The organism is Winogradskyella sp. ECml5-4, assembly GCF_036903175.1.
GTDB lineage: Bacteria > Bacteroidota > Bacteroidia > Flavobacteriales > Flavobacteriaceae > Winogradskyella > Winogradskyella damuponensis.
Window position 1 is genome coordinate 40750 of sequence record NZ_JAYJLF010000002.1, and the last position, 17829, is coordinate 58578.

The 17829-nt window shown below is 33.5% G+C and carries 9 protein-coding genes; 5 read left to right on the forward strand and 4 right to left on the reverse strand.

All coding sequences use genetic code 11. The features are described 5' to 3' along the window. The first annotated feature begins 135 nt into the window (after positions 1-135). The 4 genes from VDP25_RS01865 to VDP25_RS01880 all read left to right on the forward strand — a co-directional run bounded on the left by VDP25_RS01865 (position 136) and on the right by VDP25_RS01880 (position 8502). On the forward strand, positions 136-2118 hold the full coding sequence (locus tag VDP25_RS01865) for a T9SS type A sorting domain-containing protein (RefSeq protein ID WP_334466150.1): 1983 nt from the start codon (positions 136-138) through the stop codon (positions 2116-2118). 43 nt (positions 2119-2161) lie between these two features. Further along, positions 2162-3727 (forward strand): sulfatase family protein, encoded by a 1566-nt coding sequence (locus tag VDP25_RS01870; RefSeq protein ID WP_334466152.1) that lies wholly within the window; start codon positions 2162-2164, stop codon positions 3725-3727. Positions 3728-3806: 79 nt separating this feature from the next. Continuing rightward, entirely contained in the window at positions 3807-5672 is a 1866-nt protein-coding gene (locus VDP25_RS01875) for a sulfatase (protein ID WP_334466155.1), read from the forward strand. Between the two features lie 256 nt (positions 5673-5928). After that, positions 5929-8502: a sulfatase-like hydrolase/transferase gene (locus VDP25_RS01880; protein ID WP_334466157.1), complete on the forward strand. Its 2574-nt coding sequence runs from the start codon at positions 5929-5931 to the stop codon at positions 8500-8502. A 19-nt stretch (positions 8503-8521) separates the two neighbouring features. On the opposite strand, the gene VDP25_RS01885 is transcribed toward VDP25_RS01880, so the two are convergent. The 4 genes from VDP25_RS01885 to VDP25_RS01900 form a co-directional block, all read right to left on the reverse strand. Then, on the reverse strand, positions 8522-11236 hold the full coding sequence (locus tag VDP25_RS01885; protein WP_334466159.1) for an outer membrane beta-barrel protein: 2715 nt from the start codon (positions 11234-11236) through the stop codon (positions 8522-8524). 226 nt (positions 11237-11462) lie between these two features. Beyond that, the gene (locus VDP25_RS01890) at positions 11463-12239 is read right to left on the reverse strand and encodes a T9SS type A sorting domain-containing protein (RefSeq protein ID WP_334466161.1); all 777 of its coding nucleotides are present in this window, start codon (positions 12237-12239) and stop codon (positions 11463-11465) included. A gap of 327 nt (positions 12240-12566) precedes the next feature. Continuing rightward, positions 12567-13376, reverse strand: coding sequence for a T9SS type A sorting domain-containing protein (locus VDP25_RS01895; protein ID WP_334466164.1), 810 nt, complete (start codon positions 13374-13376; stop codon positions 12567-12569). Positions 13377-13556: 180 nt separating this feature from the next. Then, positions 13557-15470, reverse strand: coding sequence for a sulfatase (locus VDP25_RS01900; protein WP_334466167.1), 1914 nt, complete (start codon positions 15468-15470; stop codon positions 13557-13559). A 429-nt stretch (positions 15471-15899) separates the two neighbouring features. On the opposite strand from VDP25_RS01900, the gene VDP25_RS01905 reads away from it, so the two are divergent. Continuing rightward, positions 15900-17825, forward strand: coding sequence for a T9SS type A sorting domain-containing protein (locus tag VDP25_RS01905; protein WP_334466170.1), 1926 nt, complete (start codon positions 15900-15902; stop codon positions 17823-17825). The last annotated feature ends 4 nt before the right edge of the window (positions 17826-17829 follow it).

Below are 17829 nucleotides of genomic sequence, written 5' to 3' on the forward strand. Positions count from 1 at the left end.
CCGTAAAAGAAAGGCGAGTTCTTTTAGTTAATTACAAATGATGTTTTAGAGCAAGTATTTGACTATTTTAAGAAACGAGATATCCCTATTCACAATATATCTTTGGTTTAATAATTAAACGTTAACTTATTAATAATGAATAAATCTCTACCAGTTTTCTTTTTTTTACTGTTTTTCGTTCAATTATCTAATGCACAATTTTTATGGTACGAAAATGAATCAAACACCTATAAAATTGAACAAGAAAGTACAAGCTCAGGCACATTTCTTAGAGATGTTCCTAACCCAAATACTACCGGAATAAATACAAATACAACCGTTTCTAAATTTAATAGAGAGGAAGGCACAAATGCTTTTTTACAATTCGATTTATACAACGCTGTCACCGATTTCTCAGGATATGCTGTAACATTCAAAGCTTATATCGATATACCAACAGCAGCATTAACAGCAAATAACTCAAAAATAAGTGTGCATTTATCTCATGCTACGGTAAGTTCAGAAAGTGCAATAGAACTCAACTTTACCGTTGGGCAACAATGGGAAACATTTACCTTTAATTTTAATGGGACTTCAATACCTAACGCCATTATCAATGCTAATGGTTATCAACATATTGCATTACGTTTTGCCAATGGCACAGCATCCGTTCCTGCAACTACGTATTATATCGATTCTATCAGTGGCACAACAGATCAAGTAGTAGACGTCCCTTCTCTCCCAGCCTCATGGCTATCAGGCTCATGGGGAATTACGTTTCCAGTTTATGGAGGCGAACGCTTAGATTCTGAAGTTACTGGAGGTTATAATTATAGTGCTGGAGCACAAGAAATTGTTGATGAATTACCTGCAACAGGGCATGTAATTACTAACCTCACTAATTTTGCAAAATCCTATTATTTTACATTAAGAGATAATCCAAATGTTGATATCGCTACAGAAATAGATGAGCTTTTAGTTCCATCTCTAGAAAATGAAGCTGTAATTTTTGATGTGCTTCAAAAATTTCAAGACGCAGGAAAGAAAAATATTTTATACATCTCTACTAATTATTTTGATAGACTAGGACCTGACGAATCAAATAATACAGACTTTAACACTGCACATGCTGCATGGGTAACTTATTATACAAATAACTTTGCAGGAAATGAATACCTTGCTTACAGAGATTTAATTCAGGGATTTATATTAAGAGTTAAAGATTATGCCGATGGTTATTGGTTAGATACCACTTCAGAACTTTACAATGATGGGCATTTAGAAGATTTTGTGCAAATGATCAAAAATGCCGATCCTACTGCAATTATAGGAGCGCAACCCACAGGACTTTATTTTACAGATGAAAATGGCAACAATCTTTTGGTAGATTCTGATGGTATTGATGACGAGGATGATAGCGACTACAGAATTATAAAGTTTGAAGCCAATAGCACCTATCAAGATTACACCAAAGGACATGTGACGCCACTTGGTCAAGGCGCACCACCAAACTCTTGGGCTTATGAAGAATATACCATACCTAATATGGTAGAAAACCCATGGTCTATGTACGAAGGTAATACCGTACTAAAACACGCTTGGTTTCCTATTAGAGAAAAATGGCATGTATCTTCTCATCCCATAGTATTTGGTATTGAAGATGCATATAGATTTACTAAGCGCTTGGTACAAGCCAATGCTGCCTTAACCTTTGCAACGACTATCGATGATACAGGAAGTGATAAAGGGTATATGATGGATGATGAAATGTTAATCATGAAAGCCATTAACGACAGACTTTTATCTATTCCTATTGCAGAATGTGAACCTTACGTGAGACCTGAAGGTGCTCATTTGGTTGGTGAAGCACCTTTGTCTGTGCTAAATTATAATCCATCGGAAGTCAAATTATACCCCAATCCTGTATCAGAGACTTTAATCCTTAACCGTATGACTTCAGAAGTCAATTACATCACTGTTTTTAATACCATAGGAACAAAGGTCTTAGAAAAAGTATGGCATAATGGCTCTACAACAACCCAATTAGATATGAGATCGCTCGATTCAGGTATTTATTTTGTAAAACTATCCAATAGTAATCATTATAGCATCACTCGAAAAATAATAGTATCTAAATAACAAAAGAACTCAAACTACTCATATAAAACAATCGTAAAAGTTTATGAAAAAAATCATTCTATCATTAATCATCTGCACAATTACAGCAAGTAGTTTTGCACAAGACAAACCAAATATTATCTTCCTTTTGTCAGATGACCAAACCAGTATTGCAACAGGTTGTTATGGTAACGACCAAGTAGTCACACCAAATATGGATGCCTTAGCAAAAGAAGGCGTTTTATTTGAAAATCATTACAACACCACTGCTATTTGCATGGCAAGTAGAGCCATTATTTTAACAGGCATGTACGAATATAAAGCGGGTTGCAATTTTGATCACGGCCCTTTAAGAAAGGATAAGTTTGCTAAATCTTACCCAGTTCTTTTAAGAGAACAAGGCTATTATACAGGTTTTGCTGGTAAATTTGGATTGGCTGTTTCTGATGAAGGCAACAGTACAAGACACAATAGTTGGGATGCACTTCCGGTAGATGATTTTGATAATTGGGCAGGTGGCTTAGGCCAAACAAGTTACAAAACGGCCAACAACAAGTATATGGCTAAATACGCCAAAGAATATCCACATAGCACAAGAGCCTATGCCGCTTGGGCAGAAGATTTTATTATTGAAGCAAAAGAATCAGGCAAACCTTTTTCTATGTCTATCAGTTTTAAAGCACCTCACATGCCATTCTCACCAGACCAATATTTTGATTATGTCTACGAAGGAAAAACCTATAAAAAACCCGAAAACTATGGTGCCGAAAATGCAACTCATTTAGCGCCACAAGCCAAAACAGGAAGGCAATATAACGGCTATACGTTTTGGCGCGACTCTGAAGAAAGCTACCAAAAAACGATTAAAAATTACAATCAGTTAATCCATGGTGTTGATTATGCATTAGGAATGATTAGAAAAACATTAGAAGAACAAGGTGTTGCAGATAACACCATTATCATATTTACAAGTGATAATGGGTATAGCTGTGGAGCACACAATATGGGCGGAAAAGTATTACCTTATGAAGAAGCTTCAAAATCGCCTTTAATTATTTACGATCCTAGAACGCCTATAAAAGAAAGAGGCGTGAGACGTGAAGAAATTACAGCAAACATCGATATGGCTCCAACGATTTTAAGATATGCAGGCATTGAACCTCCAGCAAATATGGATGGTGAAGATTTACGTTTATTAATCGAAAAGCCAAAGAAATTTAAACGTGAAACTGTTGCACTTACTAACATGTGGGGCAATGACGAAATACAAGCCATGGGAGTGGTGTCTAAAGATTGGAAATACATTTTCTGGAATTATGAAGATGATAACATGGATACAACCGAAGAGCTTTACCATATCGGAAAAGATCGCCTCGAAATGACCAACAAAGCTACCGATCCTTCTTCCCAAAAACAGCTTAAAAAAATGCGTAAGATTTACGATGAGCACCTTGCCAAATTAAAGAAAGAAGCAGCTGAGGATAACTTATATCAGAAATATGCCGTGTTATTCGATAGAAATGCAACAGCTGAAGAAAAAAAGCCTTTTTTAATTGGAAAACCTGCTAAATCAGCAAAAAAAGAAAAATCGAACAAAAAAAATAAAAAGAACAAGAAAAAGAAAAACTAACTTCGTTTATTAATATAAGTATTAAAATACTTATACCTACAATACAAAACTATATCTAATAATTATTTACATAAATACAATGTCTAAACTAATTCTATTTTCACTTCTGTTTTCACTCAATTTACCCGCTACATGTAGCAACAATGAACCAATTGAGTTAGATAAAGAACGTCCCAAAAAACCAAACATCGTATTAATCTTAACAGACGATTTGGGATGGCAAGACGTAAAATGTTACGATATTGACGAGCCTTCGCCTTTTGAAACACCAAACATAGACCGATTAGCTAAAGAAGGTGTTTTATTTTGGCAAGCCTATTCGCCTGCAACAACGTGTTCGCCATCTAGAGGTGCTATACTATCAGGGCAGCATCCAGTGCGTTTAGAAAGAACTAGTGTAAGAGGAGGGCATCCACCATTACCTTTTAACCATGGCTCTACCTTAATTAGCCCTTGGATGCGCGGTGCTTTAGATGCTTCAAAAGTAACCATTGCAGAATCCCTTAAATCTAATGGCTACAAAACAGGACACTCAGGAAAATGGCATGTTGGTATCGCAAGAACAGACGAACCCTTACCAGAAGAGCAAGGTTTTGACTTTACCAAACATGGGTTTGGTGCTCACAAAAGAATGGCCGATAGAACAAAAGGATTTGCTACAACGGATGCTTCAGATCCATTTACCTTAGATGAAGATGGTTTCCCTTTTGATGACATTACCCAAGATGGTATTGATTTTATGGATGCGAACAAAAAAGACCCGTTTTTTCTGTTTTATGCCTCGCGTTTAGTACACACTCCTATTCAAACTCGTAGTGAAGCGTTGTTACGTAAATACTATGAAAAATTAGGATTAGAGTATCCTAAAAAGAATGATATGTGGGATGAAAATGGTCAGAAAAATGCCTATTACGCCGCTATGGTAGAAATGATAGATCATTATACAGGTCAACTGATTACATATCTTGAAGAAACAGAAGATCCAAGATGGCCTGGACATATGTTAATTGAAAATACCTATGTGATTTTTACCTCTGATAATGGTGGTATGGAAAGACATACAGGAGAAATTATCACAGACAACTATCCTTTAGATAAAGGAAAGATAAATGCTAAAGAAGGTGGCGTAAGAGTACCATTAATTATAACAGGCCCAACTATTAAACCAAACGCAGAATCTAATGTGATGGTAAATGGTGTAGACTTCTACCCTACTATACTAAGTTGGACAAATACTCCAAAAGATGCAAATCAAATATTTGATGGAGCAGATTTATCTACATTATTAGATAAAGACCCAACAGATGCTAAATTAGTTTTAGATCCTGAAACCGGAGAACCAAGAAATACGATGATGTGGCACTTTCCAAACAGCGCTATGCAATCGACATTACGAATTGGAGATTTTAAACTAGTACGTGAATATACGGCTACAGAAGAAAAGACCGATTTGGCCTTATATCAATTGTACGAAAATGGTTCAAAACGTGTAGATATTGAAGAATCTCAAAATCTAGCAGAAATAATGCCAGAGAAAACAAAAGAGATGAATCGTTTGTTAACAGAACGCTTAGAACAATTAAATGCGAGATACCCTTATTTAAATCCAACCAGTAAAGCATCGTTACCTAATAAATCTAAAGTGCCTACTATTGTTGAGCATGGCATTGATGGAAAAAATGTATGGTTAAAATTTAAGAATAATGGTGCTAAGGTGGTAAAAGCAGAGCTGATATACACTAAAAATGGTGGCATACCAGGTGAAATTTGGTTTCCTATTCCTATGAATCTTAGAGATGATAATGTTTCTGTAACTTTACCAAAAGGCACAACGCACTATGTTTTTAATTTAATTGACGAAAACAATTATTTAATCGGTTATCCAGATGGCGGTTACCAAAAAACAACTAAAGTATTTGCAACTAAAGCCATTGCTGTTAAATAATTAATATTTTTTTGAATAAAAAAGCACTAAAGCATATTATGTTTTGGTGCTTTTTTATTTTTCAGCACGTCTAAGCTATAAATTTTCTTTCAGTAATACATAGAAAACGTTTAAAACAGTTACCTATAAAAAATAGTTATAGGGTAATCACATTAATTTAGCTTAAACTAAAAAGGTTGAAATGAGTAAAGTCTTGATTGAAATTAGAAACTCTTAACTTAATAGAAGACTTATTTTTACCTAAAATAAATTTACTATGAAAAACACTACATTGCTTTTTTTGTTCAGCTTACTTTTATTTCCAAACGTATATGGTCAAGTTATAGACAAGCCTAATATTGTTATTTTTTACGTAGATGATTTAGGTTGGCAAGATACTAATCTAAATAACCTAGGAGACCCTGTTCCTTGGGAAACTCCTAATATGGAAGCTTTAGCAGCTGCTGGAGCTAAGTTTTCGCAAGCCTATTCTCCTGCACCTACTTGTGCTCCATCTAGAGCAGCAATGTTAAGTGGCAGACACCCTATTAAAACTAAAGTAACTCAAGTATCTGGTGGCGGTTTACCTATATTAAGGAATTCACAAGCTGATCGTAAAATGATAGGTCCTTATTTTCCAAAAAGATTAGATGTTAATGAGTATACTATAGCAGAAGCTTTAAGTGCAAATGGATACCATACAGGCCATGTTGGTAAATGGCATGTTGATGGAGCTAATGGTTTTCCTGTAGCTGTAGACCAAGGTTTTAATACCGAATTTACAAGTAGAGGTGTGCAACAAAATATGGGTGATAGATATGATATTTCAAATTTTGGTGGGAATGATCCAAATTACCCTTTAGATGCTGATGGAGTACCTTATGATTCTGTTACAGATGAAGCTGTAGCGTATATGGAGAATAGAGTAACTGCTAATGGTGGTTCTGGTGAACCATTTTTCTTATATATGGCTACATGGTTGGTGCATACTCCTATTCAAACTAGAGATCTACCAATGTTACAGGCTATAACGCAAACATTAGTTAATTCTGGTCAAATAGATCCAGCTGATGTTGGTCCAAATGGTATACCAACGGAAACGACACCTTTAACTGCAGCTGGAGAATATAATCCATTTTATGGAGCTATGGTACAAACAGTAGATTGGAGTTTAGGTAAGCTAGTTGATTATTTACAAACAACTAACGACCCTAGGCATCCAGGTAAAACCTTATTCGAAACAACATATATTATATTTTCTTCAGATAATGGAGCTTCAGAACAAAATAATGCGGCTAATGGTTTTGAAGTTGTAGCAGATAATTTTCCTTTAGATTTAGGAAAAACAAGTTCTAGAGAAGGTGGTATTCGTGTGCCTATGATAGTAACTGGGCCAGAGATTCCAGTAGCTGAATATAGCAATGTTGTTAATGGTTTAGATTTTTTTCCAACCATTTTATCTTTAACAGGAACAACTATAGATAGCAATATTTCTGACGATTTTGATGGTGCAGATTTAAGTGATTTACTAAAAGGAACTAATACCATAGTAGAACAAACAATAGATGGTGTAACCACCGAAAGAACAGATCTTTTTTGGCACTATCCTAATGCTTCTGATGAACGATCAAAATCATCTATTAGGAGAGGTAATTACAAATTATATAAAAATTATATTGACAATACTTACGAAGCCTATCAACTGTATAATGGAGGAGATAATCTTGTAGATGTAGAGGAAACTATAAATGTTATAACTACGATGGATCAGACCTTAAAACAAGATATGATCAATACACTGGAAGCCTATTTAGTAGATAATGATGCAAGATTTCCAGCATGGAACCCTGATTATTCAGAACCTGATGGACCTTTACCTAATCAACTTCTAGTACCTGATATTAATTTAGTAACTTATGATGAAAACTCAGGAGTAGCAACGGCTATTATTGCAAATGATTCAGGTGAAGCAGCAATTAGTTATGGGCATTTGTTGTATAGAAAAAACGAACCAAATGAAGAATGGTTTGAAGCTGAAGCTGTTACTATAAACGATAATGTAATAACGGCAAACGTACCTGATGATGCTTCTGGAATTGTGTTTAATTTAAGAGATGAAAATAATTTCTTAGTATTATCTGAAGAACTTGAGATTGCTAATATCACTAAAATAACTCTTAATACGGTTGATGAAGTACAGTTATTTGAGCCTGAAGAATCAGATGTTTATGGAGAATTAATAGGAAATGCAACAGCTAATAATGCATTTATTCAAATGAGAACCGAAGGCGGTGGAGATGGTTTTAATATCAATGTGAAGGCTGATCAATCTGTGTTATGCGAAAAAGTTGTATTTCATATTAGAGCTCGTGAAGGAGATACTGTTAATTTTGATGTTACCATTGGTACAGACACTCAAAGTTTTGAATATACAAGTGTTAGCGACACCGATGATTTATATTACGAATTTGATGTTCCCACAACTTTTACGGAATCTGCACAAGCCATGGAGCTTTTGGTAACTGATTTAGAAAATGCCAATCCAACATTGCCACCAAGGTTTAGAGTTTATGATATTACTTTTCATTTAGATTTAGAGAGTTTAGGTGTAGATGATGTGGAAGATAATCTTCAAGACCTGTTAGTGTTCCCTAATCCAGCGAAAGGTGTGTTTAGTCTAAATAAACCTATAGAGTCTGGTGTATTGTATAATATACATGGCGCTAAGACGCTAGCGTTTAAGAATCAGTATCAAGATATAGACATATCAACGATTAAGTCAGGGTTGTACTTTTTACAAGTAACTCACGCAAATGGTAGTACAGCGACTTTAAAACTATTAAAAGAATAAGGTTTTAGAATTCTTAGCTCTACCCCTTTTGTTGTTTTCTATTGCCTAAGCGGTGTGTGTAACTCAATATGATATAGCGTCCTAAACTTTCTGAGGTGGTCTCTTCAAAATAGTTAGTGGTGCTTCGTCTTTCGAAATCTACATTTTTATCTAGAAGGTCTATTAAAACCAATTTAAGGCTATTATGGCTATTTCCAATATGATATGAAATAGCCATATTCCATATAGGAAGTTCTAGATTCGTCGCAAATTGATTATCTGAAAAGATAAAATAATCAAATTGGGTATTAAAATTTAGTCTTTCAGTAAAATCATAATCTACAGCCGAATAGTAGTGTTGCTTTCTATAGGTTCTATTAAGGTCTTGTTCTATAGAAAACGATGTGTTATTAACGCTGTAATTAGTCCCTAATTTTAAATCTACAACATTCTTATTAGCGTTCTCTAAAGACAAGCCCATTAAGATATCTTTTGAAACCACATCGTTAAGTTGTAAGTTAATTAATGACGTTGAAGCATTGTAGAAACTACTGTTCTTTATGGCATAGCGAATTCCTAATCCTTTTATTTTTTTACTAAAATTAAAAAATGCTGTAAGTCGTTTTCGCTCTCCACTATTAATATAACTCCTGGTTCTAACAAAGTCCTCGTCAATCGCTATGTTTTGTATAATCGCATCTCTAGAAAACTGATATTTAATTCTGCTTGTAAAGCTTAGTGATGATTTGTAATTGTAGATATTAGCGATTAAAGAAAAATCGTCAGTCTTTTCTGTTTTTAAATTAGGGTTTCCTTTTCTTATAAAAAACGGATTTAAATCATTGACAACCGTTGAGCTTTCCGCAGTTCTAGGGCTGCGTATTTTTCTGTTATAAACCAGTCGGTATTTTACACCATTTTTAGGCTTGTATTGCAGTGTTGAAAATGGATTCAGATAAAATTGATTACTATTAAAACGGTCTTCGGTAACCACACCAAACGATCTATCGAGTTCTTGAAGCTCAATACCTGCAAAAACATTCAACTTTTTAGTGCTATAGTTATAAGCTAATCGGTTTTGGTAGCTGCCTTCTCTATTATTGTATTTATACGTAAGGAGCTCTTCGGCATTATCATCTGTTACAGTGGTTTTTAGCTGGTATATATCTTCATTTTGATTTAAAATCTTTAAAGAAGACTGAAATTTAAAATAATGATTATTTCCTAAGGGCTCTGTATATTTAAAATTGAAATTGTACAAACCATTGGTAAACGTTTCATCTCTTAAAGCAAAAATCTCTCTATTAGAAGGATTATCAGTATTAATCCTACTAGTCACAAAAGTGGTTTGCTTATTGTCCTTTTCTTGTCCGTTTATATTAGTATTAAATCCGGCACTAAAACTACGACCCGTTTTAGCTAATTTCTGATAGAAGTTAATATTAAAATTGAAAGCCTTTTTAGTATTATTATTACTATAGTCTTGACTATTTGAAGTTACTAAATCACCTTCTTCAGAATAATAAAACCCATCTCTAGTTGAATTTTGCATCACTTCATCAGAATTTAAACGTCCTTTAATAGTGAGACTATTTGTTCTATTAGATTTGTTCTTATAGTTAAAATTAAAATTGTGATTATTGGACACCTTGTTAAAGCTATTATCCGCTTTAAAATCGAAATTATTAGTATTAGCAAAAGAAATTCTTCTAGAAAAAGATGTTCCGCGATTATCTGAAAGATTGTAAAAATAGTCGGCATTAAAAGCTTCTTTGTCTTTAAACTCGTGACTAATATTTATACCACTAACTCCTGTTTTTAAATAGCCACTGAGACTTTTTGTCTTTTTTGAATTGGAATTATCATCATCGGATTCATCTGCAATACCATCTGCATTTTCTAAAAACCCTTGAATATTAGACCCCGTAATATTGATGTTATTGTATTTACCAATAACAGCCAATTGTGTTTTAGGTGAAAATTTATTGTAGTTGAGATTCCCAAAATAACGACTGTCTAAACCAATACCTCCAGATACTTTTCCGAAACCTTGATTTTTTTTCGATTTTTTTAAGGTGAAATTAATTACAATCTGTTTGTTACCATCATCTACTCCAGTTAGTTCTGCCTCATCACTTTTCTTATCTATAATTTCAACTTTTGCAATAGCATCTGCTGATAAGTTTTTTAATACAATGGCTGGATCTCCACCAAAAAATTCTTTACCATCTACAAATATCTTGGTGACTTCATTACCTTGAGCCACTACTTTTCCATTAGGCTCTAATTCTAAACCGGGTAATTTTTTTAAAAGCGTTTCTAAATTATCACTTGGATTAACTTTGAAAGAATTAGCATTAAAAGCAATGGTATCTTCTTTTATTTGAATAGGTATTACAGCAGATAATGTCACAGCATCTAATTCATAAGTTTCTTCTTTAAGAATGACTTCACCCAAATCTTTAGGTTTGTTTGTATAGTGAATAGGCTCAAAATGGGTGACATAACCTAGATACGAAAACTGTAATAAGAGTGAGTCCTTGGGAGTATCTAAAATTACAAATTCTCCCTTAACATCTGTAATGGTGTAGTTAATAAAAGTGGAATCCTTTTGTGTTAAGAGTGCTACGGAAACAAACTCTATAGGTGTTTTGTTTTCGCTTAAAACAATTCCTTTAATTGGAGGCTCATTTTGACTGAATAGCACATTAGACAAGACAAAAAAGACTAATATTAAAAATTTTGATGGATTCATGGGCTAATTAAACAACTTAGATTTAAAATTAGAGTATGGTTTTAATTGTAAATACCAGTGTCCTTAAATTGGTACTTTTAACTTCAAAATACGCTTAAGCAATAGCATCTCGTAGCTTATTTTTCATTTATTCACATAAAAAAGGTAGCAATGTGAATTACTACCTTTCATTCTTAATATCATTAAGCAGGTTAAAATTTTGGATTTAAAATAAAGACATAGATCTTTATTCTTTCACAACTCTTAACGTTTTAGAACCTAATTGCGTTTTAATATTTGCAATGTAAATTCCTGTTGCTAAATCACTAATATCATAATTAGCTTCTTCCTTAAATGTTTTTAATAATTGACCAGTAATGTTATATAATTCAACACGCTCAATATTATTATTAGAGTCTATCTGAAAGCTATTTTTTGCAGGATTAGGATAAAGTTTAACACTTTCTAATCTTTCAAAATCATTTGTAGATAAATCCCCATTTACTGTAACATCGTAAATTCTTAATCGCACATTATTAGCACCATTCTGAGCTAATTCATCAACAGTAATTGTAATGTTACTTGTTGCTGTAGATAAAGGAATTTCTGTAGGATATTCTAAAGTTCTCTCAACTAGTATACTATTGCTTCCATCTTCAATTGAAGTATCAACCAAAGTATAGGTTACATCACTTTGTCCTGGCACAGAAATTCTTACTACACCAGTCATAGCTGCTCTTTTTCTATATTTAAAGGTTAAAGTTTTATTAACGGTAATACCATTTGTATTTATTCCAAAAGATTCACTAACAGGGCTACCACTCGTCACTTCAGAGTTATAACTAATAAAACTAGCACCTTGACTGAAATCAGAACCAGAAAGCGCATAAACACCAGCGGTAGAACCAAAAGGAAATGTTTGACTATCTGAAGCAGTTCCAGTAAACGTAAATGTGTTTGATTGAGCTGTGGCTGCAAAGAATGTTGTTAATAAAGCAAATGTAAAAAGTAATTGTTTTTTCATAATATGTGGTTTTATAAATTAGTTAGTCAAAATTAGTTATATAAAGCCATCCTTCTTTGCTGAATTCGCCCAAAAACATTCTTATTTCTTGTAGAAACAGACAAACACAATTGAAAAACAAGCAGTTACAATCATTTAAACCACATATAGCATAGAGAAGCTATTATAGCAAAACTAATTAGTCTTTACCTAAATCTGCTCATTAATGAAGTCATAATCTTTAATTGATTGTTGTAATAAGTCATCCTATAAAACCAAAAGAGTTCCTTAGTAAATTATACTAAGGAACTCTTATTAATATTAATTTGATGTCAAAAAAAAATAAGCTTATTCTTTTACAACTTTAATGGTTTTAGATCCTAATTGCGTCTTAATATTTGCAATATAAATACCGGTTGCTAAATCACTGATATCATAATGAGCTTCTTCACCAAATGTTTTTACTAAACGACCTGTAATATTATATAATTCTACACGCTCAACACTTTTATTAGAATTAATCTGAAAACTGTTTGTTACAGGGTTTGGAGAAACGCTAGCAACAATGTTGTTAGCTGAAATTTCTTCAACACTTAAAGCACCATCTCTTTCTAATATAACATTTTCTAATCTAAAAATAGATGTAGCCGTATTATCTACATTTAACATTTCGTCTAATGTTATAGTAACAGTTAAAGGAGTTCCACTAACTAGTGAAATAATTGATCCAAATTCAATTGGAGCGTCTACTACTGCAGACACATCAGTTCCATCAGACCCAAAAGAATAAGACGTACTTGTGTATCCAGATACAGCAACTGTTCCGCTTACACTACATCCTGGTCTTTTTGCCATATCTAAATTAAGAGTTGCATTTATTGGAGTAGCCGAAGTTGTACTAACAGTAAAAATCCATGTGCCAGTTGCTCCATCGTCAGTAGGCGTATCAGACCTAATACCCATAAAATTATTATTGGTTACCGCTACGCCTGTTCCGCTTACAGTAAGAATGCCTTCGTCAAGGTCATCTGAATTTTGTTGTCCAACAGTAAAAGACTGAAGATCATCTCCTGCTGCATCAAATGAGATTTCTGTCTGCGCTGAGGCAAACGTTATACCACCTAAAAAAGCTAAAGTAAAAAGTAATTGTTTTTTCATAATATGTAGTTTTAAATTAGTTAAATCAAAAATACTTATATAAATGGACTCTTCTTTGCTGAATTCAGTCAGAAGCATACTCATTTCATGTAAAAAACGACTATATAAACTGAAAAACAAAGGTTTACAATATTTTTTTTCAAACAACACCTGTAGATCTACTTCAACTTTATGGAATTATTAATTATTGTTTAAAGCATAATTAGAGTACTTCTTTTTCTCTTTTTTAAGTTGTTTGTTTGTAGGCATTTCAGGATAACTTACTAAGAAATTATTTGCGTCTATAACGTTGATAAGATAATGCGTTGTCCCCTTTGGTAAATTAGCGATAATGGTTCCGTCTGCGTTTATTTTAGCATCAGTTTTAAACCATTCTTCATAACGATGTCCGCCATTGGTTGTATAAATTAAATTTGCCTTTACCACCTTAGCTCCATTTTCTTTGAATTTAAAAATCACTTGGTTCTTATCTTTTGATGTAGAAATCACAGTCGGAACCGTTTCTTTATGCTCCATATCACTTTTGTAATACGGATTATACGATGGGTAACTCGCATTCATTTCTGTTAAAATGGAAGTTAATTGCGCATTCATTTCCTTTATTTTTTCAGGATAAGCGCTTGCTAAATTATTAGCCTCTTCTATATCTACACGTTCTACGACTCCATTGTTGGTGTTATATAATTTATATAACTCAAACTCTGGTGTTCTAGGATTATTTTTATAATCATAATTTCTAATAAATTTATAATCACCTACACGTAACGTACTTTGGTAAGACGCATGTGGAAAATGCCACATCATAGCCGTTCTTTCTTTGCCATTTTCGTCTAGAACTAATTTAGAATCGGTAGGGTCTTTTAATAACAACGTCGATAAATCTGCACCATCTAAATGTTTATCTTTAGGTTTATCAATACCTAATAAAGATAGGATTGTTGGGTAAAAATCGAGTCCGTTTACAACAACATCAGATTCTATTCCTTTTTTAATTCCAGGTCCTGATATTAATAAAGGGACTCTAGTTCCACCTTCTTTAGCATTTATCTTTCCTTTATCTAAAGGATAATTATCAGTTACCACATCACCATGCGCGTTTTCCATACCTCCATTATCTGAAGTAAAAATAATATAGGTGTTTTCACTTAATTTATGACCAGGCCAACGTGGATCATCCGTGGTTTCTAAATAATCAAAAACTTGTCCGACATAATAATCTAACATTTCTACCATAGCCGCATAATATGGATTGTTCTGTCCCTTTACATCCCAATGATTAGGATCTGTTGGAAAAGGCACTCCTAACTTTTCACAATATTTTTCTAAAAGCGCTTTACTCCTTGTGTGTATTGGTGCGTGGACTAAAAACGTTGCATAGTACAAGAAAAATGGATCTTGTTTATTCTCTTTTAAGAAGTTTAAAGCATCTTGACTGTTTTGATGAAAAGGAAAACCGTTTTCGTCTAAACGATAAGGATCATCCGCTTTAGTCGTAGCAAAATCGGTTAAACGATGTGGTTTTTGTGGACTCGTTGCTCCACGATCTGCAGTAGACACATCAAAACCTTGATCTGTAGGCTGTGGAAAAGCAAAGTGATTAATAGCCATATGCCATTTTCCGGCATGTCCTGTAGTATACCCTTTTTGTTGTAATACTCTTGCTAGAGTCATTTCGTTTTCTGGCATACGGCCGCTATACCAAGGGTCTATAATACGTTGCGTATTTTTATTACCATTAACCGTTGGAGGTGCTCCGCCTACAACATGTGTCTTTTGTGCTCGTGCTGGATGATTTCCACTCATAATAGCACACCGACTAGGTGCACAAGTTGGTGCTGGAGAGTACGCTTGCCAAAACTGAACTCCTTTTTTAGCTAAGGCATCTATATTTGGTGTTTCGTAAGGAGAAGGTTCATCAATATCGTAAACCTTTACATCTTGCCAGCCTAAATCATCGGTAAGCAATAGCACAACATTAGGCTCTGGACGATCTGTACTCTGCGTTTTATGATGAATTACTTTTGAGTTTTGCGCATTACAGCTAAAACATAAAAGACCTGCAATAATACACCTCATATAATTCTTATACTTCATTTCAGTTTTATTAAATTATTCTTCTACTCTTGAAAAGCTTAGTATGTATTCCTTTTTTTAATTATCACGCATTACAAAGTTCGCTTTTAAAACGTTTTATACGCTTCGGCTAAATAACAAAACTATATCGTTTTACTATATCTGATATTACCTTAAATGTTGCTTTAATCAATCAATTCTCGCTTTATAGTAGAATATATGCAGTTCTAACGTTAACTATACTTCCGTAATAAAAGAGTAAAAAACAATTTAGACAATCACTCTTTTAAAATGTTTTCTCAATAAATCAAGTATTTACAACAACCTATAATTTAGAACATTACCTAAACTTACCTAACAACGATTTAGATGGATTACAGTAACAAATGAGTGGATTAGAGAAATTACAATACTTGTATACCTAATATCTTTATAAAAAAATTAAAACGCATGATTAACAAAATTAATTTAGTAGTTCTATTTTTATTTATCTGCATAAATCCTATTGCTGCACAAGAGGTTTGGTATGAGAATTCTAGTAGTACTAACAGCATTAATTTTAATAATTCAACTGCGGGCACATTTACAACAGATGAAGTGAATCCTGAAACAAGTGGCATCAATTCAAATGCTACAGTGTCTAAATTTGTAAGAAATGGCATGGCCAATCCAACAATCCTATTTGATTTAACCAATCCTATAACAGATTTATCTTCCTATACTATTTCTTTAAAAGCACATACATCAATACAAACCTTAGATTTTAATAGTACAAACAATATAATTCGATTGTATTTAAGAAACTCTAGTGTTGGAGATACTGATGCTATTTTTGAACAATTAATATTTACAGAAGGTCAGACTTGGGAAAATTTCTCTTTTGATTTTAATGGTGCAGCCATTCCTTCTAATATTGCTTTAGCAGGAGGTTATGATCAAATACTAATAGAATTTGCTTCTGATGATGAAACAGCATTAACATCAACTTATTATATTGATACTATTTCCGGATATTCCGAGCAAACCATACCACGAGCTACGTTTTTATCTGGTTCTTGGGGAGTAAGATTTAATCTTAATGGTGGTATTAGATTAGATAATACAGAGGACTATGATTGGGTAGGTGGAGCACAACAAATTGTAGATAATTTACCAGCTGTTGGACATGTAATCACAAATTTCACACATCCAGCACATGGCTATTTTTATACCTTGAGAGATAATCCCTATGTCGATATTGCTAATGAAATTCACCCAGGCATGGTGCCTTCATTAGAAAATGAACAAATTATACTCGATGTTATTAATGTTTTTAAGACTGCAGGAAAAAAAGTAATTTTATACGTAAATGGTGCTGGGCCATCTGTTATTCAAGGAAATGTTGATGCTACAGAAGCAGGAATTATTACAGGATGGGAAAATTATTACAATACCAATTTTGCAGGAGATGAAGGATTAGCATGGCAAACCTTGGCTAGAGGATTTTTTGAACGCTTTAATGGTTTGGTTGATGGTTATTGGATAGACAATATGTCTAACATACCAGGAGATGTTAATGATTTTGTTGCTATGATTAGAGACGTAGATCCAGATGCTGCTATTGCTACCAATTTAACTAAATCTTATATAAAAGATGAAAATGGTGATAATATATATGTAGATTCAGATGCCATTGATGACGAAGACCCTACGGACTATAAAGTTTTCTTTTTAGAAGCTAATGACCCTTATATGGATTTTACAGCTGGTCACCCTACCCCTTTGGGTCAAGGTGCACCACCCAACTCATGGGCCTATGAAGAGTTTTCATTCCCTTTAATTACTGAAAACCCATGGTCTTCTTATGATGGTAGCAAGCTAGCATTAAAACATTATTTTGTACCTATTAGAGAACGATGGAGTGTTGCTAGCGCAGACTTAGTTTTTGAAGTTGAACAAGCTTACCGCTTTGTTAGAACTTTCACAGATGCAGGTGCAACCATGACCTGGAGTACTACAATCACCAACGGTCTAATTACTGCAGATGAAATGGCTATAATGCAAGAGATAAATAACAGAATGGTACAAATGCCTAAACCAGATTACGAAGCTTATGTTAGACCAGAAGGAGCATTTTTAGTTGGTGAAACCTTAAGTGTAGATTCTAACGATTATTTTGAAAAACTAGCTTTGTTTCCAAATCCTGTAAAGCAATACTTTAAATTATCAAAAGAGATTGCTTCCGCTATGGTTTACAATTCCAATGGTCAGAAAATTTTAGAATTTAAAAACAACCAAGCTTCTTTTGATGTTTCAACACTTATTGAAGGAGTTTATTTTATAAAAGCATATACAGCTAATAGTGAAATTCAGGTTTTTAAATTTATAAAACAATAAAAAT